15 protein-coding genes are annotated in these 19,460 nt (G+C 61.3%); 3 read left to right on the plus strand and 12 right to left on the minus strand.

The features are described 5' to 3' along the window. Positions 1-20: 20 nt before the first annotated feature. From BM403_RS23390 to BM403_RS23405, 4 genes are read right to left on the minus strand one after another with little or no spacing between them, the layout of a single operon-like run. On the minus strand, positions 21-1,577 hold the full coding sequence (locus tag BM403_RS23390) for an ABC transporter substrate-binding protein (RefSeq protein ID WP_093545132.1): 1,557 nt from the start codon (positions 1,575-1,577) through the stop codon (positions 21-23). Positions 1,578-1,581: 4 nt separating this feature from the next. Continuing rightward, the gene (locus tag BM403_RS23395; protein ID WP_093545135.1) at positions 1,582-2,787 is read right to left on the minus strand and encodes an LLM class flavin-dependent oxidoreductase; all 1,206 of its coding nucleotides are present in this window, start codon (positions 2,785-2,787) and stop codon (positions 1,582-1,584) included. A 13-nt stretch (positions 2,788-2,800) separates the two neighbouring features. After that, positions 2,801-4,027, minus strand: coding sequence for an alpha/beta hydrolase family protein (locus tag BM403_RS23400; RefSeq protein ID WP_093545138.1), 1,227 nt, complete (start codon positions 4,025-4,027; stop codon positions 2,801-2,803). A 14-nt stretch (positions 4,028-4,041) separates the two neighbouring features. Beyond that, on the minus strand, positions 4,042-5,118 hold the full coding sequence (locus BM403_RS23405; RefSeq protein ID WP_093545141.1) for an ABC transporter substrate-binding protein: 1,077 nt from the start codon (positions 5,116-5,118) through the stop codon (positions 4,042-4,044). A gap of 345 nt (positions 5,119-5,463) precedes the next feature. On the opposite strand from BM403_RS23405, the gene BM403_RS23410 reads away from it, so the two are divergent. Continuing rightward, on the plus strand, positions 5,464-6,531 hold the full coding sequence (locus BM403_RS23410) for a sigma-54 interaction domain-containing protein (protein WP_093545144.1): 1,068 nt from the start codon (positions 5,464-5,466) through the stop codon (positions 6,529-6,531). A 187-nt stretch (positions 6,532-6,718) separates the two neighbouring features. Further along, positions 6,719-7,798, plus strand: a complete 1,080-nt coding sequence (locus BM403_RS23415; RefSeq protein WP_043205148.1) for a sigma-54 interaction domain-containing protein — start codon at positions 6,719-6,721, stop codon at positions 7,796-7,798. A 7-nt stretch (positions 7,799-7,805) separates the two neighbouring features. On the opposite strand, the gene BM403_RS23420 is transcribed toward BM403_RS23415, so the two are convergent. Genes BM403_RS23420 through BM403_RS23450 form a run of 7 tightly spaced genes read right to left on the minus strand, consistent with a single transcriptional unit; the run spans position 7,806 to position 16,618 of the window. Continuing rightward, entirely contained in the window at positions 7,806-8,942 is a 1,137-nt protein-coding gene (locus BM403_RS23420; protein WP_093545147.1) for an LLM class flavin-dependent oxidoreductase, read from the minus strand. Further along, a complete protein-coding gene (locus BM403_RS23425; protein ID WP_093545150.1) occupies positions 8,935-9,912 on the minus strand; it encodes an LLM class flavin-dependent oxidoreductase in 978 nt (325 codons plus the stop codon). Before BM403_RS23425 ends, BM403_RS23420 begins: the two co-directional genes overlap by 8 nt. 16 nt (positions 9,913-9,928) lie before the next feature. After that, positions 9,929-10,906: an LLM class flavin-dependent oxidoreductase gene (locus BM403_RS23430; RefSeq protein ID WP_093545153.1), complete on the minus strand. Its 978-nt coding sequence runs from the start codon at positions 10,904-10,906 to the stop codon at positions 9,929-9,931. Then, positions 10,903-11,883: an LLM class flavin-dependent oxidoreductase gene (locus BM403_RS23435; RefSeq protein WP_093545155.1), complete on the minus strand. Its 981-nt coding sequence runs from the start codon at positions 11,881-11,883 to the stop codon at positions 10,903-10,905. Before BM403_RS23435 ends, BM403_RS23430 begins: the two co-directional genes overlap by 4 nt. Next, positions 11,880-12,794 (minus strand): 5'/3'-nucleotidase SurE, encoded by a 915-nt coding sequence (locus BM403_RS23440; protein WP_093545159.1) that lies wholly within the window; start codon positions 12,792-12,794, stop codon positions 11,880-11,882. Before BM403_RS23440 ends, BM403_RS23435 begins: the two co-directional genes overlap by 4 nt. Further along, a complete protein-coding gene (locus BM403_RS23445) occupies positions 12,791-14,125 on the minus strand; it encodes an LLM class flavin-dependent oxidoreductase (protein ID WP_093545162.1) in 1,335 nt (444 codons plus the stop codon). The genes BM403_RS23440 and BM403_RS23445 overlap by 4 nt, the downstream gene beginning before the upstream one ends. 57 nt (positions 14,126-14,182) lie before the next feature. After that, positions 14,183-16,618, minus strand: a complete 2,436-nt coding sequence (locus BM403_RS23450; RefSeq protein ID WP_093545165.1) for a TonB-dependent receptor plug domain-containing protein — start codon at positions 16,616-16,618, stop codon at positions 14,183-14,185. 310 nt (positions 16,619-16,928) lie between these two features. Here BM403_RS23450 and BM403_RS23455 point away from each other — a divergent pair, with 310 nt between their 5' ends. Further along, positions 16,929-17,921 (plus strand): P1 family peptidase, encoded by a 993-nt coding sequence (locus BM403_RS23455; RefSeq protein ID WP_093545168.1) that lies wholly within the window; start codon positions 16,929-16,931, stop codon positions 17,919-17,921. Positions 17,922-18,024: 103 nt separating this feature from the next. Here BM403_RS23455 and BM403_RS23460 read toward each other — a convergent pair whose 3' ends face one another. Beyond that, positions 18,025-19,365 (minus strand): tetratricopeptide repeat protein, encoded by a 1,341-nt coding sequence (locus BM403_RS23460; protein WP_093545171.1) that lies wholly within the window; start codon positions 19,363-19,365, stop codon positions 18,025-18,027. Positions 19,366-19,460 lie beyond the last annotated feature (95 nt).

A 19,460-nucleotide genomic window follows, 5' to 3' on the forward strand; every position in this document is an offset into this window, starting at 1 on the left:
CTCCTACGGGGAGTGAGGTGTCAGGCCGTGTCTTTGAGCCAGAGCTTCTCGAAGCGCCAGGTGCTGAACAGCGACTCTTCTGCCTGGGCCCCACCGACGCGCGTGGAAACGCTGTCCAGAAGGTCGGCATACCCCCAGATCAACATGCCGCCGCGTTCGTACTGGATCTGCTGCACCTGATGCACCAGAACCTTGCGCTTTTCCAGGTCGGGCTGAGCCATGGCGGCGAGGAACAGTTCGCTGAATTGCGCGTCGTTGAAGTGGGTCTTGTTGGATACCGCAAAGGGGGCGTCGGTGTGGATTGCACTGGCGAGGAACGGTGCACCGATGCTGCCGCCGGTGCTCAGGGTCCAATCGTTTTTCAGCGGGCCCTGGAAAGTGGCGAGGTCTACTTGCTTGACCTTAATGGTGACGCCGATGCGCTTGGCCTGCTCAGCCAGCACTAACGCTGAACTCAAGCCTGGGCCCGGGGTGGTGATCAGTTCCACCTCGAGGTTTTCCTGGCCGGCGTCCTTGAGCAATTGCGCTGCGCGCTGAGGGGCATATGGTCGCGGGCCAAGGCTGTGGTTGAAGGTGGGATCACTGGGCGCATACAAATCATTAGCCACTCGGCCCTGGCCATTCAGTGCGCGGTGTACCAGTTCTTCACGGTCGGCCAGCAAGCGAAACGCCTCGCGCACCCGCGGGTCGTTGAAGGGCGGCTTTTCCAGATTCATATCGAAGGACAGCCAGTTGCCGGTCACCGATTTGATGATCTTCAACCGTGGGTCCTTCTCCAGAATCGGCAGCTGTTCGGTGGGCATCGAGTTGGCCATGTCGATCTGCCCGGCGCGCAGTGCGGCGAGGCGTGAGACCTGATCCTTGAAATCGATGATTTCCAGCTCGTCGGCGTAGGGTTTGCCCTCCTTGTAGTAATTCTCGAAACGCGTGAACAGCGAGCGCTGGCCGGGGGTAAAACTTTTCAGTTTGTAGGGGCCGGCACCCACCGGATTGGTGACCGGGTGGTAATCCACCGGCACGATTCCGCCGAAGTTGACCCAGGTTTCGGCCAGCGGCATATAGCTGCGGCCGTCGCGAAAGTTCAGGCGCACGGTGCGGTTGTCGAGTTTGACCAGGTTGTCGCGGTCTACCCAGTGCAACAGTGCCGCATACGGCGAGGCCAGTTGCGGATCGGTGAGCCGGCGGATCGAGAACATCAGGTCGTCGGCGTCAATGGTCTTACCGTTGTGGAACTCCAGGCCCGGACGCAAGCGCAGGGTCCAGGTGCTGGCATCCGCGTTGGGCTCGGCAAACTCGGCCAGTGCCAAGCGCGGCTGCATGTGCTCATCCCACTCCCACAACTTGCTGTACAGCGCAAAGCCGCGAACGATGCCGCTGCCCACCGGTTTATGCGCGTCCAGGTTGCCGCTCTGGTTGCCGTCGAGAATCCCCAGGCGCAGGCGGCCGCCGTAGCGTGGCTGGTCGCTGCCAGCGGCGGCAGCCGGTGCGTCATTCAGGCCGCAACCCGCCAGCAGCAGTGCGCCGCTGGCGGTCGCGCTGTAGCCGAGAAAGTCTCGACGGCTCAGCAGTAAGGTCATGGTTTCAGGCTCCGCCGTTGGCCGAGTGCAGTTCGCGCACCGGCTCCAGGGGACGGCTCAACACTGAGCGTTCGCTGCGAAAGTGCGGCAGGATATGCTCGCCGAGTCGGTAGGCTTCTTCCAGGTGCGGATAGCCGGCGAGGAAGAACAGGTCGATGCCGAGGTTGTTGTATTCGCGAATCCGCGCCACCACGTTTTCATAACTGCCTACAAGCGCGCAGCCCGGTGGGATGCCGATATAGCCGAAGCCAGCCCACACGTTCGGGTGGATAAAAAAGTCTTCGAAACCCTGCGCCTCGTTTTTCTCGGCAAAACCGTGCTCGTAGCTCAGTTTGCGCGCGGTGCGCAGCCCGGCGTGGGCGGCGACGGCCTTGACCGCGCCACGGGCGATGCCTTCCTCGAAGAAACGCTTGGCTTCAGTGCGCGCCAGTTCTTCGGTTTCTCGGGTGATCACATCAATCGACAGGCCGAAGCGAATATCGGTGCGCCCCCATTTCAACGCACGTTGGCGCAGGTCGGCGATCAGAGCGGTGATTTCATCCGGGTGCTCGGCACGCATCAAGTAGAAATCCGCGTGCTTGGCGGCGAACTCCCGTGCAGCGATGGATGAGCCAGCCGTGCAGATAAGCGGCAATTGCGCCTTTTTCAGCGGCGCGCGCAAGCCCCCACCGTCGGCCTTGTAAAATTTGCCATCGTAGTGAAACGACTCGTTGTGCCAATAGCCCTTGACCACGTCCATGAATTCGGTGGCGCGCTCGTAGCGTGCATCGTGGTCGCTGTAGTCGCCGACCTGGCGCTGGATCGCGTCCGAGCCGCCGTTGATGATGTTCCATACCAGGCGGTTGCCGGTGGCGCGTTGGTAGGTCGCCGCCTGCTGCACGGCCACCCATGGGGTGTAGTGGTAGGGTTGGAACGCGGTGACAAATTGCAGGGTACGAGTTTCGCGGGCCAGCAGCGAGCACACCGTCCACGGCTCTTCGCCGCTGGGCGCGTTGACCATCAACACACCGCCGAACTTATTGATCTCGGCGGCCTTGGCGATCTGGCCCAGGTAGTCGATGTAAGTGAAGTGGTCGCCCACGCTGAACCCGGACACAGCCCCGGTGCTGTCGGGACCGCCCCGATGCCAGTCGCCACGGTTACGCGGGTCGCCCGGCAGGAACTGGGTTTCGCCGTGCAGCGGCAGGCGAGTAAAAAATTCGATGCTCATGCAAGCCTCCTGCTTACTGCGCGGTTGGGGCGCAGACTGGGGTGATCGGCTGGTCATTGATGACTTTGTGGGCGAATGGGATCGAGTCCTTGAGCGAGGCATTGACCGTCGCGCTGTGGCCCAGGCCTTTGTACAGGTGGCCTTCGACTACGGAACCGGCGTTGCAGGCGTCCTGCATCAGCTTGACCTGGGTCGCGGCGGCTGGGGTGACGTCTTCGGCACCGGTACCGATGAACACCGGTTTGGACGTTTTCAGGGTGGGGTAGGCGACTTGCGCGAGCCACGGCGCGAGCTGTTTGCCTTTGTAATCTTTCTTGGTGTTGGCAATGCTCAGGCCCAGGCCCTCCACGTCGCCTTCTAGAGCGAACAGACAACTAGTGCGAGCCTGTTCGAAGATGGGCAGCGCCTTGTCGGTGTAGAAGTCCGCCGGGTTGATGCTCGGGTCGTATTGCTGGGCGGCGAGCAAGGTATAGAAGCCGTAGGCCAGGGTCGGGTCGACTTTATTGCGCACTTCCTCGCTGGGGTTTTTCGCGTAGTCGAGGGTGTAGATCACGCCGGTGCCGATGCTGCCCTTGACGCCAAGGTCCGGGGCGTAAGTGGCGGCATAGGCCGCTGCGGCAAACGCGCCTGCCCCGCCTTGGGACTGGCCGACGATCAACACCTTGTCAGCCAACCCAGGTACGCCTGCAACTACAGCCTTGGCGGCGTCGAGGATGCCGTAGGCGGCCATGCGGCTGTTCAGCAACGGGTGGCCGCCGGGTACGCCGAGCCCTTGGTAGTCGGTGGCGACCACCGCAAACCCTTCTGCCAGCCAGCGGTTGAGGTACGCCACATCGCGGTAGGAGCGACCTTGCCAGGACGGCGCACACACATCTGCGACGCCAACAGTGCCATGTCCCCAGGTTACGACCGGCCAACCGCCGGCCGGCGGTGTGCCCTTGGGCAGGAACAACGCGCCGGAAACCACTACTGGGGTTTTATTATCGATGCCATCGGTGGAGGTGTAGAGGATGCGTTGCGCGCTGGCGGCGTTTGCCAGGCTGATGGTCTTGTCCAGCGGTTCGCTGCGTAACAGCTTTCCGGGAATGGCCGGAATGGCCTTTTCCCAGGTGTAGAACGCCGAGACGCGGCCATCACCTTGTAGTGGGTCCGTTTTTGGGGCGTATACGTCAGCGGCGAACGCGCTCATGCACAAGGCCAGTACGCTGAGACCGAAGGCGAAAGAATGTGGCAGTTTCATTATCAATTTCCCTATCAAGGATTGGTGCTGACCTGGCCACGCAGTGCCGGCCAGTAGTCGGTGAGTTTCAGGTCGATCAAAGCCTGGTTGGTAAAGCCGGTAGCCAGTGACGGGCCGATGTCATAAGTGTCGCGAATCAGATGGTTGGCCAGGGCGTAGGCGGTGAGGGCCTGATAGTGGGCCTTGAGTTGCGCATCGCTTTTCGGCGCCCAGCGTTCCTTCCAGGTCACTGGGTCGTTTTGGTCGTCGCGGCGCAGCACGCTTTCAGCGGTACCGGCACGGGAGGACAGTTGGTAATAGGCATCCTGGTTTTGCGGTTGAGAAATCCACCACGCTGCCTTGACCCAGGCGGTCGCCAGCAATTGGGTGATGTCTGGATGCTGCTGCACGAAAGAATCGGTGCCCCATAGGTCGGAGATCAGGCGCCAGTCATTGTTGCCCTGTTTGGTCGACCAGATGATCTTGCCCACGCCTTTGTCTTCCAGGGCATAGGCCTCGCTGAGCAACACAGCTGCATCGACCTTGCCGGCAGACACCGCTGCCGCGCCGACCTGCGGGTTGAGGTTGGCGATCTTGAAGTCATCGAGTTTCAGGCCCTTGCTGGCGAGGAAGTTGCTGAATGCGAACTCCCAAGGCCGGCCACGGTGCAGGGCCAGGCGCTTGCCCTTGAGGTCTTCGATGGTCTTGGCGCTGGAGCCTTCGGGCACCACCAGGTAAATGTTGTTACCACTGCCGCCGGGCACGATCAGCTTGCCCGGCACACCGCCAGCACCGGCGATCACTGAGGGCAGGTCTCCGCGTACGGCGAAGTCCAGGCTGTTGTTGCTGAACCCTTCGTTGATCTGCGGGCCAGCGCCGGCGTGGGGTAGGGCGATCCATTCGAGTTTCACCCCGCGCTCGCGCAGTTGGGCCTCCAGCCAACCGTCTTCGATCACGCGGCCGGCAATCCCGCCAAACACTGGCTTGCCACCTTGCGTGTAGGCCACGATAGCGATTTTTACCGAGGCCGGGGCAGCCGACTCGGCGAGCGCCGCGCTGCTTGCCAGTAGGCCGAACAGAGCGATGAGGCTTCTGTGCCAGAAATTTCTCATGAGGTTTCTCCCTACCTGAATTCAAAACCCTTTGTAGGCGCGGGCTTGCCGGCTCCTACAGGGGATGGTGTTGGGAGGGAGAGAGCAGATTGCATGCCAGCAGCTGGAAAAGTCGCTCTAGACCGCGTGCTGCGTGGGCTGCCGCGTTTGAGGTAGCAATGGCCTGTCCGATCTGCTGCTGGTGGACGAACACGTGGGTGCTGGCCCGTTGCTGCTCCAGCAGCAGTGGGAGGTCATGTTGTTGGTATATGTGATAATGGAATATATAAATATTAATTTATAATTAAATGGTCTAGAAAACTTCATGCACTATTGAGCACGCGCTTTTACTGCCAGGAACGCACCATGTCGCTGATCACCCATCCCAATCCTCGCGAATTGACCAAGTCGGTGCGTGCCACCGTGCTGGTCTTCAAGGACCCGCGCTCCCAGGAGTTACTGTCACGTATTGAACGTCTGGCACCCAGCGAAGCCAATACCTTGATCATTGGCGAGACCGGGACCGGCAAGGAATTGGTCGCACGGCATATCCATCATCTGAGCCGTCGCGGACGTGAACCTTTCGTGGCGGTGAACTGCGGCGCGTTTGCCGAGACCCTCGTGGAAAGCGAATTGTTCGGCCACGAGAAAGGCGCGTTCACCGGCGCTACCACCCAGAAGGCCGGTTGGTTTGAAGCCGCCGACGGCGGCACGCTGTTTCTCGATGAGATAGGTGATCTGCCGTTGAACATGCAGGTGAAGTTGCTGCGCGTTTTGCAGGAGCGCGAAGTGGTGCGCCTGGGCTCGCGGACACCGATCCCGATCAATGTGCGGCTGGTGGCCGCCACTAACGTTAACCTTGCCGATGCCGTCGTTGCAGGTAACTTCCGCGAAGACTTGTTCTACCGTCTGCACGTCGCCACCATTCGACTGCCGCCTCTGCGCGAGCGGCCGGGCGATATCCTGCCCCTGGCGGAATTTTTTCTCGAAGAGCACTGCCAGCGACTGGGGTACAACCGCGCCACGTTGAGCATCGATGCTGAGCGAAAGCTGTTGGAACATAGCTGGCCGGGCAATATCCGCGAGCTTGAAAATGCCATTCACCACGCCTTGCTGGTGTGCCGCAACCAGTTGGTGCAGCCGCCGGATCTTCATCTGGTGGACATGCGATCCTCGGGTATTCGCCAGGAAGAGGCTACCCATACGCCAGCTGCCCTCAGCGGCCCCGTGGACTTGGAAACGGCCCTCAATGCGTTATTCGAACAGAATATTCCTGACCTTTACGAGCATATTGAAGAGACGATCTTTCGTGCTGCTTACCGGTACTGCCATGGCAACCAATTGCAAACTGGGCGCCTGCTCAATATCAGTCGCAACATTGTCCGGGCACGACTGGAAAAGATTGGTGAATTGGGAGCGTCAGCGAGAATTTAACTGATCTATCCGCAACTAAAGCAATGGTTGTTTTTGATCGTTCATGCAAGTAGGCGATTGGTTGTACCTGACGCCTCAGTCGCTATGGTGCAAGGTTATATCCTCATGTTTTTTTAATATTTCTTGTTATATGGCGCGAGCAGTAAAGTACTGTTAATTCTTTCATGGCCGCCATTGGAAATTGTCTATGAACATCCCGCGCGGACACCCCAGCCCGATTTTGACATTGCCTCAGGGCGATAAAGATCCTCTTTCAATCCGAGCGAAAGCGCTGGTATTTGCCGACCCCCGGTCTCGGCAGTTGCTGGAGTATCTGCAGCGGGTGGCGCCCAGTGACGCGCCAGTGTTGATCAATGGAGAGACGGGCACCGGTAAGGAGTTGGTGGCGCGCTACATCCATTCGAGCAGTGGCCGCACTGGCGCTTTTATTGCGGTCAATTGCGGTGCGATCAGTGAGACCCTGGCTGAAAGCGAGTTTTTTGGCCATGAGGCCGGTTCGTTTTCCGGAGCTGTCGGTCGGCGAGCCGGCTGGTTCGAGGAGGCAGATGGAGGGACACTGTTTCTCGATGAGATTGGTGATCTGCCGCTGCCTTTGCAAGTTAAATTGCTGCGTGTCCTACAGGAACAGGAAGTGGTTCGGGTCGGCTCGCGCAAACCGATCAAGATCAACATCCGATTGGTGACGGCTACCAACGTCAATTTGGAACAGGCCATTGAAGCTGGCAATTTTCGGCTCGATCTGTTCTATCGAATAAACGTCGCCCAAGTGGAAGTTCTGCCGTTAAGGGCACGCCCCTTGGACATTCTGCCGTTGGTGGAACACTTCAGGAAACTCTACAGCGCCCGCCTTAAAATCAATGAGCCTATGCTTTCGGAGTCGGCTACTCAGGCGCTGCTCGATTATCCCTGGCCGGGGAATATCCGAGAGCTCGAGAACGTTGTTCACTTGGCTTTACTGGTGGCCGGCGACAGACCGGTCCGCCCCGAGCACTTGAAGTTCTCGGCAGGCCTTAGTGCATTGCAAGACGCAAGTTCCAACGGGGTGCAAAAGCTTCCTCAGGAAGTGCTTCGCGAACAGTTTTTGCGATTGTTCGACGTTCCAGGTGATTCGCTCTTGCACGATATTGAGGAGCTGATGGTTCGCGAGGCTTTTGCCTACTGCGATTTCAACCAGTTACGCACCGCGCAACTGCTGGGTATTACCCGCAACGCCATGCGCACCTTACTGGTCAATCACGGCATGCTCAAAGGTCGAGCAAAACCCTGATCTGCGTTCAACCTTGTTTGGCCTGGCTGGGTGGGTTACCTATACGGCGTAGCTGAGGCAGCAACTGCGCGCCCAGGTGAATCGCTTCCTCCAAATGGGGAAAACCCGACAGAATAAAACTGTCCACCCCCAACTGGTGGTACTCCTCGATTCGCTCTGCCACCTGCGCATAACTGCCGACCAATGCTGTTCCTGCGCCGCCGCGTACCAAGCCTACCCCGGCCCAAAGATTGGCTGACACCTCAAGTTCCCGAGCGCCGCGCCCACGGCCCTGCATCAACTGCGTCTGCCTGCTTTGGCCCACCGACTCATATGCCGCCATCTGCCGTTGTGCATGGTCAATGGTATCCGTTGGGATTTCTTCCAGCAGCCGTTCCACGTGGGCCCACGCCGCGTCGTCAGTGACAGCGGCGAACACGTGCAGACGTAGACCGAAGCGCAGAGTACGGCCTTGGGCGGCAGCCAGGTCACGCATGCGTTGGATGCGTTCGGCGATCATGACCGGCGGTTCGCACCACATCAGATATGTTTGCCCATGGGCCGCACCGACACGCTCGGCGGCTTCGGAGGCGCCGCCAAAGTAAATTGGCGGTACGTGTGCGCCTGGCGCAATCGGCGTTTGAATGCCACTGCGGTAGTAACGTCCCTGATGCGCGGGCGGTTGGGCTGCCCACACGGACTGGAACACCTGCAGAAATTCTGCGGTGCGTGCGTAACGTTCATCGTGTTCGAGAAAATCCCCGAGGGAGCGCTGTTCAAAACGGCTGGAGCCGGTCACCACATGCAACGCCAGACGATTCTCGCTGAGCAGTTGCAACGTCGCCGCGCGGTGGGCGGTATAGGCTGGAAGCTCGGTGCCCGGTCGCAGCGTCAGGAGGAATTTCAGGCGGCGCACTTCCTGGGCCAGCACCGCAGTGATCAGCCATGGGTCTTCAAACCCGGCAGCGGTGGGCACCATGATGCCGTCGAAGCCGGCCTGCTCGGTGGCGCGTACGATCTGGCGCAGGTAGTTCAGCGTCGGTGCACGCTCGCCTTGCTGGAACAATCCGACCTTTGGCAAGCCGCTGCTGGTGAGGTGACGGCCATCGCCATTGGTGGGTAAAAACCAGTCCAGTTGGATCGGTGGGCGTACATCATCAGTCATGGTGCAGGCGCTCCTTGCGCAAACCCTGTTGGAAAAGCAACGGTAAAACCTGTTCGCCAAAGCGCAGCACTTCGCTGACTGACGGCCCGCCCTCCAGGATCAGGTGATTCAAGCCAATTCCGTGCAGTTCTTGCAGGCGTGTAGCGACTTGTTGCGGGGTGCCCACCAGGATCAGCGGTTGGCCGGCTTCCCTTTGCAGCAGGTTGGGATGCACTTCCCACTGGCGCAGCGGGTGGCGTGCACGGGGCAGGGTGGCCAGGGGTTCTTCGGGCAATTGAGGAGCCGATAATAAAGCGGCGGCGGTCTCCCAGGCGAGGTCTTCGCTGTCGCCGAGGATCAACCCAAACGTGCAGGCAAAGTCGAGCGTAGGTTGGACCTGTCGCCAGTGCTGTATCTCCTGGGCCAGTCGTTGTGGATGGCCAGGCGCTAACAGGCAGGTCTGGGCATGTGCCGCCACCAGCGCATGGCTCTGGGTGTCGTCCAGTAGCAACGATGGGGCGGGTATTTCGCGGCGGGTGAAGCCGGCGTTCTCCAGTTGGAAATAACGGCCCTGATAGTCGAACCCGCCGGTGTTGGAAGCCAGCAGTCGTTGCAACAGTTCCAGATATTCGCCAATGCGTTCGCTGCGTTGGTCGCGGTTGAGCCACTCCCCAAAGGCACTGTGTTCGCTATTGGGTAAATGTAGCCGCACACGGTGGCCGCTGATCGACTGCAGGCTTTGCAGGGTAGTGGCCAGCGCGGCTGGCAGCATCACTTCCGGCGGCACACTCACCGACAACTGCACGCTGCGTGTATGCGCACACAAGGCTGCCGCCACGCCCAGGCTGTCGGCACATAACACGCCGCCGGGAATCCAAAGGCCATCGAGCCCGGCGTATTCCACAGCCTGGGCCAATTGAACCCATTGTCCCGGCCGCGCCGCCCAGTCTGGGGTACACAAGGGCATCAACCAGCTGAATTCCAGGGGCATGCATAAGCTCCATTATTCATCGTTTTTTCCAACCCAAGGCCGGGGCGATGTCCTGGGCCAGGATTTCCAAACGTTTGAGAATTTGTGCCTGGGTCGAGCTTTCGGCCTGAACCACAGCAATCATGTAGTCAGCATAAGGCAGCAGCGACGGGTCCTGTTGCAAGCTTTCGATCACTTCATCGGGATGGCCGTAGTGCACGTTCATCAAGCGCAGGTGTTCCTGCAAATCCAAGGCTTCGTCGATCAGGCCCTCACGTTGCAGGCGCGGGATATGCCGCTCGATATCCACCGACAGTTCGGCCTGGGCGCTGGCGCGGTCGATGGCAGGGAAAATGGCACGAACCACGCCGATACGCGGTGCGCGGTCAGTGCGCGACCAGGCTTGGAGGTAGGCGTCCGCCAAAGGCTTTTGCACGGTGAGCGGATCATGGGTAGCGGTGCCCAGCAGCAGTCCATTGCCTTGTCGGGCGGTATAGACCGCGCCGTCAGTGCTGCCGTGGGAATGCCAAAGGCGTTCGCCCAGACCGATTGCAGGCGGTTGCAACGTTAATTCGCCGGTCAGCGGTTTACCTTCCAGTAGGCGCTGCAAACGTTGCTGGCGCTCGGCAAAATCCGCCTGGCGCCTGCTTGGGTCGCGATCAAAAGCGCTGAAGTTATCAAGGTTGGCGCCACCACTGCCCAGGCCCAATTGCACGCGCCCGCTGCTCAGAACGTCCAGCACACTGGCGTCTTCGGCCAGGCGGATCGGGTCTTCGAATGGCAACACAATCACCCCGGTGCCCAGTTCGATATGCCGCGTGCGTTCGGCAACGGCCGCCAGTAGCACCAAGGGTGAAGGAAGACGACCAAAGCCATTGCTCAAGTGGTGCTGGGCAATCCAGCCACCGTCGAAGCCGAGTGCTTCAGCCACTTCGAATTGTTCGATCAGGTCGCGGTAGACCTGCTGGGGGTCATCACCAAAAGCGTGGCTGAGGAAACCCAATTTGAACGTCATGAGGGGGCTCCTGTGGGCTGCCAGCCCAGTGCTGGTGCGATGTGTTGGCGGATGATCTCCAGCGCACGGATCGCCTCGCGCAACGGCGTGCTGGTGGTTTGGACTTGCAGGATCAGTTGGTCGTGGGCTGTCAATGGCGGGCCTTGCTGCAATTGCTCGATGATCTGCTCCACCGGGCCGTGCAACACACCGAGGCGCTTTAGGGTGGTGTCGAAGTCAGCGTCCGGCATGCCCTTGAGTACGCCGATGTTTTGCTGGCGTTGCACATAGGCCTGGATATCGCGGCGTGTGGCGTCGTCCGGTGCGGCGAGCAACGCCTGCACCCGTGCGACGCGGGCGGGCGTGCCGTTGTCGCCGGTCCAGGCGTTGCGGTAGCGGTTCACCAGTTCAACACCGGCTTGGGCAGGCAAATGCGGATTGGGTGCCATGATCAGGCCGTGGCCACGCTCGGCGACCTGTTCTACCCGCGAAGTGGCTTCCCATAGGCGATGTCTCAAGCCGTTGGCGCGTGGCAACAGGCGTGAGCCGCTGTCGGTCAGCGGCATATTGCCCAGGGCGTTGCGCAGTTGTTGCAGGTGCTGTTCGTAGTCACGATGGCGCGCCTCATGTTCGCGGCCAAACGCCAGGAATGTCTCGGGATCGAAACCCGCGCCAAGGCCCAGTTCCAGCCGGCCATTGCTCAGCACATCCAGCACGGCCGCATCTTCGGCCAGGCGCAGCGGCACTTCCTGGGGCAGTACGACAATCCCGGTGCCCAGGCTGATATGTCGCGTGCGCTGGGCAATGGCGGCCAATAACACCAGCGGCGCGGGCAGGCGCCCGTGTTCACTGGCGAAGTGGTGCTGCGCCACCCAGCCGCTGTCGAAACCCAGTTCTTCAGCGACTCTGAACAGTTCCAGGGTGTCGCGATATACCCTCGGATCAAATTGCGGGCTGTAGACCCGGCTCAAAAAGCCCAGGGAAAAACCGCCACTCATGGCTTCACCTCACGGGCCAATTGCTTTTGCAACGCGGGTCCGGCGTTGATGGATTCCGGCAGGCCACTGAACGGGCTGATGGTCAGGTAGCCCTTGTTCAGCCACACCGCCTCATCGTTTTGCTGCGCGGCAGTCGCGGCGGGGCTGTATTGGAAGCCGATGCCCGGTTTGCCCGGCAGGTTGAATTGCTTGAGGTCATCGGTGTAGCGCGCTTCGAAGCCCACGTAACTGCCCACACGGGTGAGTTTCACGCCCTTGATCTGCGTGCCCTTGGGCAGGTTCATATTCAAGCCCAGTCCCGGCGGTAGCAGGGCTCCGTCGGGTTGGCGATGCCGGTCGAGGGTGTCGACCAGTTTTGCCACCAATTGGGCGGCGCGCTGTGGGTCTTGCTCCTTCAGGTCGGTGCTCACCGCCAATGCCGGAATACCCGATTGCAACGCCACGCTGGCCGCATTGAAGGTGCCGGAAGCCATATTGATCGCCCCAAGATTATTGCCGGGGTTGGGGCCGACGATCACCAGGTCGGGGTGGGGCAGCACCTTGTCCAGGCCCATCAGCAGGGCCATCACCGGCGTGCCGCTGATTTCGATCTGGACCTCTTTGCCGGCGCATTCGGGACTCTGGCACACGCCTTTATCGGAGGTGCTGATGTAGTAGCTGTCGGGGTAAGCGGGGTCGGTATCGCGCCCGACACTCACTTCGCGACCGAAGAAGAACGAACCGCCTCGCGCGCTCTGATCACTCTGGGGCGCGGCGATTTTCACGTTATGGCCCTGGGCTTTCAGCACGGTGTAGAGTGCGCGAATGTTCGGATGCTGATAGCCGTCGTCATTGCTCAGCAAGATGTTCAAGGCGAAGGCTTTGGGGGCGATCAAGCAGGCGAAGGCGAGCATCCAGGTGCTGCGTTTCATGCCCTCTCTCCCGTAAAGCGGTTGTCCGGGCGCGGCAGGCCGAGGTTTTCGCGCAGGGTGGTGCCCTCGTATTCCTGGCGAAACAGCCCACGCGCCTGCAGCAACGGAATCACCTGATCGACGAACACGTCGATGGCGCCAGGGAAGTAGGGGAAGAACACATTGAAGCCATCGCAGGCGCGTGCCTGGAACCATGTCTCGAAGTGATCGGCCACGTCCTCGGCGGTGCCTATCACCGGGTTGCCGCCCGCCAGGCGCAGGTACAGTTGGCGGATGCTGAGGTTTTCCGTGCGCGCCAGTTCCAGCACCTTGTCGCGACGGCTGCCACGTTGGCCCACCGGTGTATCCGGCAACGGGCCGTCAAGGTCATGGCCGGACAGGTCGATGTCATCGCCGAGGGTATCGGCTAGCAGGCGCAGGCCCAGCACTGGGTCGATCAGGGCCTGGAATTCCTTGAACAACGCCTGGGCCTGTTCGCGGGTGTCGGCGATAAATGGCGTGACGCCGGGCAGGATCTTGACGTGGTCCGGGTTACGACCCAGGGCGGCGGCACGGGCCTTGATGTCCTGGTAGAACGCCTGGGCGTCTTGCTGATGATGGGCGTGGGCAAAAATCAGCTCGGCCACACGGGCGGCGAGCTGTTTGCCCGGCTCCGATGCACCGGCCTGCACCAGCACCGGGTGGCCCTGGGGCGGGCGCGCCACATTCAGTGGGCCGCGCACGGAGAAATGCTCGCCGCGGTGGTTGAGGGTGTGCAGTTTGGTCGGGTCGAAATACTCGCCGCTGGCCTTGTCGCGGGTGAAGGCGTCGTCGTCCCAGCTGTCCCACAGGCCCTTGACCACGTCGTGGAACTCTTCGGCGCGCTGGTAGCGGTCGCCGTGGTCCACATGGTGTTCGCGGCCGAAATTCCAGGCTTCATCGGAGACGACCGAGGTCACCAGGTTCCAGGCGGCGCGGCCTTTGGACAGGTGGTCCAGGGAGGCGAACTTGCGCGCGATATGGTACGGCTCGTTGTAGGTGGTGGTCGCGGTGGCGATCAGGCCGATCTTGTGTGTGACGGCCGCCAAGGCCGACATCAAGGTCAGCGGTTCGAAGTGCTCGGCACGGGCGGTACGGCTGAGCGCGTCGTGATGATGCCCCCACAGCGCAACCACGTCGGCGATGAACAGGGCGTCGAACTTGCCGCGTTCGGCGGTTTGGGCGATGTGCTTGAAGTGCTCGAAATCCAGGCTCGCATCGGCCTGGGCCAGTGGGTGGCGCCAGGCGGCGACGTGATGGCCGCTGTTGGCGAGGAAGGCCCCCAGTTTGAGTTGATCGGTACGGCGGGTCATGGACAGGCTCCCATTTGAGTCAGGCAAGGGGCCGGCGAACCGGCCCGTGGAGCGGGATCAGAAGTTGTAGGTCACGCCGGTGTACCAATAGCCGCCGGTGGTGCCGTACGGCGAGAAGTTGCCGTAGGGGAACGCGCCGGAGCTGCTGGCCAGCTTTGTGCGCTCCGGGTACTGGTTGAACAGGTTGTTGGCACCGGCATTCAGGGTGATTGCCGGGGTCAGGTGGTAGTCGATGTTCAGGTCAGTGATCCACGCCGGCGAGAAGGTGCGGTCGAAGGCTTCGGCGGTGCCGTACTGGGTGTATTCGCCGTAGCGGGTCAGGTTCAGGCCCAGTTCGAGTTTTTCGTAGGTCCAGGTGGTGCCCAGCAGCAATTTGGATTGCGGCAGGCCGTACTTGAGGTTGCCCTGGCGCTGACGGTCATAACCGCCGGTTGGGCCGAGGGCTTGTTGGGCCACGCTGGAGGCGTGGATGTCGTCGATCTGCGTGGTGTTCCAGTTGAAGCCCAAGGTGTAACGCAGGTTGCCGTAGGCACCGATGCTCTGGCGGTAGTCTCCGACGAGGTCGACGCCACGGGTAGTGGTATCGAGGGCGTTAGTGAAATAGGTCACCGCCTGGTTCGGGTTGAGACCCGCTGCTGCGAGGATTGCGCTGATTTGCGGTGTGCCGCCCAGGTAGCCGGTTTGCGCGATGCGGTCCTTGATTTTAATCTGGTAGGCATCAAGGGTGATGCTGGTGGCGTCCGTCGGTTGCAGAGTCAGGCCCAGGCTGAAGTTGGTGGACTTCTCAGGTTTGAGAGTCTCGGCACCGAGCGCCTTGGCCACGTCGGAGTTGACTGCAACGTTACGGTAGTCGAACAGCTGGCCGTTGACGCTGGTTTGCGAGGTGGAGCTGTAAATCTGCTGGGCCAGTGAAGGCGCACGGAAACCGGTGCTGAAGGTGCCGCGTACTGCCAGGATCGGTGTGAGTTGGTAGCGGGTGGAGAACTTGCCGTTAGTCGTGGTGCCCGAGCCATCGTTGTAGTGCTCGTAGCGACCGGCCAAGTCGACGTGCCATTTATCGGTGAAGTCCTGGCCGATCTCACCATACCCGGCGAGGCTGGTGCGGCCTTTTTGCGCAGCATCCTGCGGGGTGGTACCGGCACCGGAGATGGTGCCCGGTGCGATCAGGCCACCGCTGGCTCCGGTGGTGAAAGGGCCGCTGGCGTAGGAGGCGAAGTCACCCTTGCCGATCTTGTAGTTCTCGTAGCGTTGCTCCAGGCCCCAGGAAATCTGCGTGGGTTTGTGCAGGCCGAGGTCAAATGCGCGGGTCAGATCGAGGTTGTTGGTCCATTGGCTGAAGGTCTTGACGCCGGTGTCCACCGAGGTCGGCGAGTCCGGGCCGTAGCTCAGGTTGTAGGTGTGACGCAGGGTCGCTTCGGCATGGTCCTGGCCATAGGTGCTGGACAGGTCATAGTCCCAGCCGGCGAGTTCGCCCTTGCCGCCAAACGCTACCTGGAAGTCATTTTCGATAAAACGCAGGGTGTCTTCGATGCCTTCGGGGAAGGGGGTGCGGATGCCATCGAAGCTGGCGGGCTGGTGGAAAGCCAGCGGTTTTTCCGAGTTGCGGCGGGTGTAGGTGGAGAATGAGTAGAGCGTGAGGGCATCGTCCACCGGCAGCTCGGCGTTGTAGCCGAAACTGAAGTTGCGTGCCTCGGGCAGGCCGGTGCCGTAGTAGGTGTGTTGCAGGCTGGTGTTGCCGGCCGAGTCGGTATATGGCGCGTTGTCGGAGCGGTCGGAGATCTTCTGTTTCTTCACGTCCAGGGCGAGGTTGATAAAGCCGTCGTTGGGCAGCGCCAGGCCAACATTGCCGGTTTGGCGCGCGGTTTCGCCATCGCCGTTTTCATAGTTCTGGCCGTAGCTTGTGGACAGGCTGCCGCCGTGGTCGGTCTGCTTGAGCACGATGTTGACCACGCCACCAATCGCATCCGAACCATACTGGGCCGAGGCGCCGTCACGGAGCACTTCGACATGATCCACCAGAGCGGTGGGGATCATGTCCAAGTCCACCGGTTGCGAGCCGGAGTTGAGGTAGGTGCCGTTATTGAGCAGCGCGCTGTTGTGGCGGCGCTTGCCGTTGACCAGTACCAGCACCTGGTCGCCATTGAGGCCACGCAGGCTGATCGGGCGCACCACCGACGTTGAGCCGAAGCCTGACGATGCTGGCTGATTGAGGGATGGCAGTACCTTGCTCAGGGCGCGGGTGAGGTCGCCTTGCCCGGTGGCCAGCAGTTGCTTGGAGGAGATCACGTCCACGGGTGATGGGCTCTCGGCCAGGGTGCGCGCCTGGCCACGGTTGCCGATCACCACAACGGTGTCCAAGGGGTTATCGCTGGCCGGCGCGTCGGCGGCGAGAGTCAGGCTGCTGTAGCTGGCGGCTTCGTACAGGGCAATAAACAACAACGTGTGGGCGAAGGCCTTACTGGGTCGGCGACCTGTGGCGCGTGATGCATTCATGATGGGAAATACTCCAGTGGTTTAAGGTGTTGGGCCTTGATAGAGGACGGCTTGTTGAGTTCAAGCTCTGGTGGGAAGGCTGGAGAGCAAGGGCTATGCCATCTGTTAAAAGTGTTTAAAAACATAGACTTATTAGGTGATAAACGGAGGTGTTGGTGTTTTTTTAACAGGCCGAAGGGCAGGGTGTTGGTTTTTGTGCAGGGGCTTTCATCGGCAACCGGGTAGTGAGCCGTAAGGCTTGGGTGGTTGTGCTTGGCACACGACTTGCTCTCCCCACGCGACACCCTGAACCCAAGGAAGCTATTTCTGTATGCCTAGACCCGGCCCGCGCAATGCCCTCACCGATATCCCAGGCCTCACGGTCGGCCACGCCACGGACCTGCACGTCGACACCGGCGTCACAGTGATTCGCCCCAATGGGTTCTGGACTGCCAGCATCGACATTCGCGGCGGTGGCCCTGGCGGGCGTGAAACTGCTGCGCTTGAGCCGGAAAACATGGTCGGCCAGCTCCATGCCCTGGTATTTGCCGGCGGCTCGGTCTTCGGCCTGGGTGCGGCGGATGCTGTGGCGGCGAAACTGTCCCACGACCAAGTGGGCCTGCACCTCAAACCCGGCGCTCCAGCTATTCCCATCGTGCCCGCAGCGGTGTTGCATGACCTGGCCAACGGCGGCGACAAAGACTGGGGGTTGGAACCGCCTTACCGACGCTTGGGCTTCGAGGCGCTAGCCAATGCAGGTGAGGACTTTGAGTTGGGCTCGGTGGGTGCGGGTCGTGGCGCCATGGCCGGGGTGCTGAAAGGTGGGCTGGGTACCGCTTCCCTGAATCTGGGAAATGGCTTGATCGTCGCTGCATTGGTGGTCGCCAACCCAATAGGCTCGGTGTACATGCCCGACGGCCAGACCTTCTGGGCGTGGCCCTGGGAAGTGGCGGGGGAGTTCGGTGGACAGCGTCCTGAAGCCGAGATGGACTGCAGCGACCCGATGCCGGAGTTGTCACGCCTGGATTCGATGGGCCGCCTGCAAGCCGGGGCCAACACGACGCTGGTGGTGGTCGCCAGTACCGCTCGGCTCACTGTGGCTGAGTGCAAGCGCGTGGCGATCATGGCTCAGGACGGGATTGCCCGTGCGGTGCGTCCGGCGCATTTGCCGTTTGATGGGGACACTGTATTTGCCTTGGCGTCGGCGGCGGTTGAGTTGAGCGATGGCCCACGGCGGCAGGTAGAGATTGGTTGTATTGGCTCGGCGGCTGCGGATTGTGTGGCGCGGGCGATCGCCAGAGGGGTGTTCAGTGCCAGGGGCTAACCACTCTCCACTGTAGGAGCCGGTTCGCCGGCGATGGCGGCGGCTCAGCTTGCACCTGTGTTAACTGACAGACCGCTAACGCCGACAAGCCGGCTCCTGCTGCTTAGGTGAAACGTGATAGGCGCGTCAGTGCCTTTGCCGCCAGCTCCGGCAACTTCAACGCCTCATACACCCGCACCAAACTCCGATTCGTCGGCACATCCCACCCGTCATACCGGCGCCGCAATTCCAGTGTCTGCTGCGCCCCCAACCAATCCCCGGCCTTCACGCGTGCATCCAGCTCCACCAGCGCAAACAGATCGCGCTGTGCGTGGCTGCCACCAATCTCATTCAGCCGGGGAAGGGCGATCGTCAGTTGCGCCAGCGACTGTTGCCAGTCCCCGCGTGCATGGGCCAATAAGCCCTTCGCCAACGGCAGGGTCACTTCGCCCCATACCGGCCGTGCGTCGAAGCTGTACTGCCGCAGCGCCGCCAGCAACCTATCCGCCTCCGGCTTGCCCGCCCGGGCCAGGCCATACAGGTACTGCACGCTCAGGAACGGCTGTACCGTATCGCAGACCCGACGTTGCAGGTAGGGTGCCAGCGCCTGCCAGCGCTCTCCCACGTTGATGCCGGCCAGTTCCAATCGGGCGAGCAAGGACACGGCGCCGACCTGGTCCTGGGAGTATTCCGGGAGGATGCCCCACACGTGTTGGTCGTAAATCTCCAGCACGCGCTGATCCTCACCCCGCGCCAGGTAGAACAACGCCAGGTGCCACCAGTTGTGGGTGTACATGAACGAGTTCAAACCGTCCCAGTGATGGGTCACGCTTTCCAGGAACGCCGTGCCTTCCTCGATACGTCCCTGGGTCAGCATCACATGGGCCAGGGCGTGCTGAGCCCAAGGCTCCGAGGGTTGCAGGCGCAAGGCTTGCAGCGCGCTGGCTTCGGCTTCTTCGAGCAGGTGGCATTGCTCGTAGGCGAAGGCCAGCAGGCCGTGGCTGTGGGCAATATCGGGTGCGCCAGCGGTGGCCTTTAGGCCGATGCGCAACAGGGCGGGCCAGTTGCCGCGGTTGAATTCCAGGTACTGGTTGAGCTTGGCGGCAAACAGGTCGCGGGGGTAGCGGTCGAGCAGGTTTTCGCTCAAATGCATGACTTGATCGAGGTCGTCCTTGATCCAGGCTTGCAGCACGCCAAGGTACAGCAGGGCGCGCGGGTGAGCGGCGTGCGCCGCACGTTGGCGATATTTTTCCGCGAGTGCCGGGCCCTCGGGCGACTCGATGAACATCAGCAGCAAGCCGGCAAACGCATTGGCCAGCGCGGAGTCGGGATCGGCATCGGCGGTGGCAAGGATGCGTTCGGCACGGGGCAGGTAGCCGAGGAAGCCGCCTATGAAGTCGTCCAGCCCTTGGAGGGTGGTGGGGTCGGTGGTGTCGATGGGGTTGCCCAGGTAATCCAGTGACATAGTGGCGAGGCTCGTTTATTCAGATGACGGTTACAGGGGCAAACCTTGTGCCATCGACCAGCGCTGAACCCCTGTGGGAGGGGGCTTGCCCCCGA

It is taken from the genome of Pseudomonas sp. OV546, assembly GCF_900116845.1.
Classification (GTDB): Bacteria; Pseudomonadota; Gammaproteobacteria; order Pseudomonadales; family Pseudomonadaceae; genus Aquipseudomonas; species Aquipseudomonas petroselini.

Coding starts and splice junctions, on each gene's coding strand:
- BM403_RS23390 (WP_093545132.1), bottom strand. CDS start 1,577: ATGACCTTACTGCTGAGCCGTCGAGACTTTCTCGGCTACAGCGCGACC.
- BM403_RS23395 (WP_093545135.1), bottom strand. CDS start 2,787: ATGAGCATCGAATTTTTTACTCGCCTGCCGCTGCACGGCGAAACCCAG.
- BM403_RS23400 (WP_093545138.1), bottom strand. CDS start 4,027: ATGAAACTGCCACATTCTTTCGCCTTCGGTCTCAGCGTACTGGCCTTG.
- BM403_RS23405 (WP_093545141.1), bottom strand. CDS start 5,118: ATGAGAAATTTCTGGCACAGAAGCCTCATCGCTCTGTTCGGCCTACTG.
- BM403_RS23410 (WP_093545144.1), top strand. CDS start 5,464: ATGTCGCTGATCACCCATCCCAATCCTCGCGAATTGACCAAGTCGGTG.
- BM403_RS23415 (WP_043205148.1), top strand. CDS start 6,719: ATGAACATCCCGCGCGGACACCCCAGCCCGATTTTGACATTGCCTCAG.
- BM403_RS23420 (WP_093545147.1), bottom strand. CDS start 8,942: ATGACTGATGATGTACGCCCACCGATCCAACTGGACTGGTTTTTACCC.
- BM403_RS23425 (WP_093545150.1), bottom strand. CDS start 9,912: ATGCCCCTGGAATTCAGCTGGTTGATGCCCTTGTGTACCCCAGACTGG.
- BM403_RS23430 (WP_093545153.1), bottom strand. CDS start 10,906: ATGACGTTCAAATTGGGTTTCCTCAGCCACGCTTTTGGTGATGACCCC.
- BM403_RS23435 (WP_093545155.1), bottom strand. CDS start 11,883: ATGAGTGGCGGTTTTTCCCTGGGCTTTTTGAGCCGGGTCTACAGCCCG.
- BM403_RS23440 (WP_093545159.1), bottom strand. CDS start 12,794: ATGAAACGCAGCACCTGGATGCTCGCCTTCGCCTGCTTGATCGCCCCC.
- BM403_RS23445 (WP_093545162.1), bottom strand. CDS start 14,125: ATGACCCGCCGTACCGATCAACTCAAACTGGGGGCCTTCCTCGCCAAC.
- BM403_RS23450 (WP_093545165.1), bottom strand. CDS start 16,618: ATGAATGCATCACGCGCCACAGGTCGCCGACCCAGTAAGGCCTTCGCC.
- BM403_RS23455 (WP_093545168.1), top strand. CDS start 16,929: ATGCCTAGACCCGGCCCGCGCAATGCCCTCACCGATATCCCAGGCCTC.
- BM403_RS23460 (WP_093545171.1), bottom strand. CDS start 19,365: ATGTCACTGGATTACCTGGGCAACCCCATCGACACCACCGACCCCACC.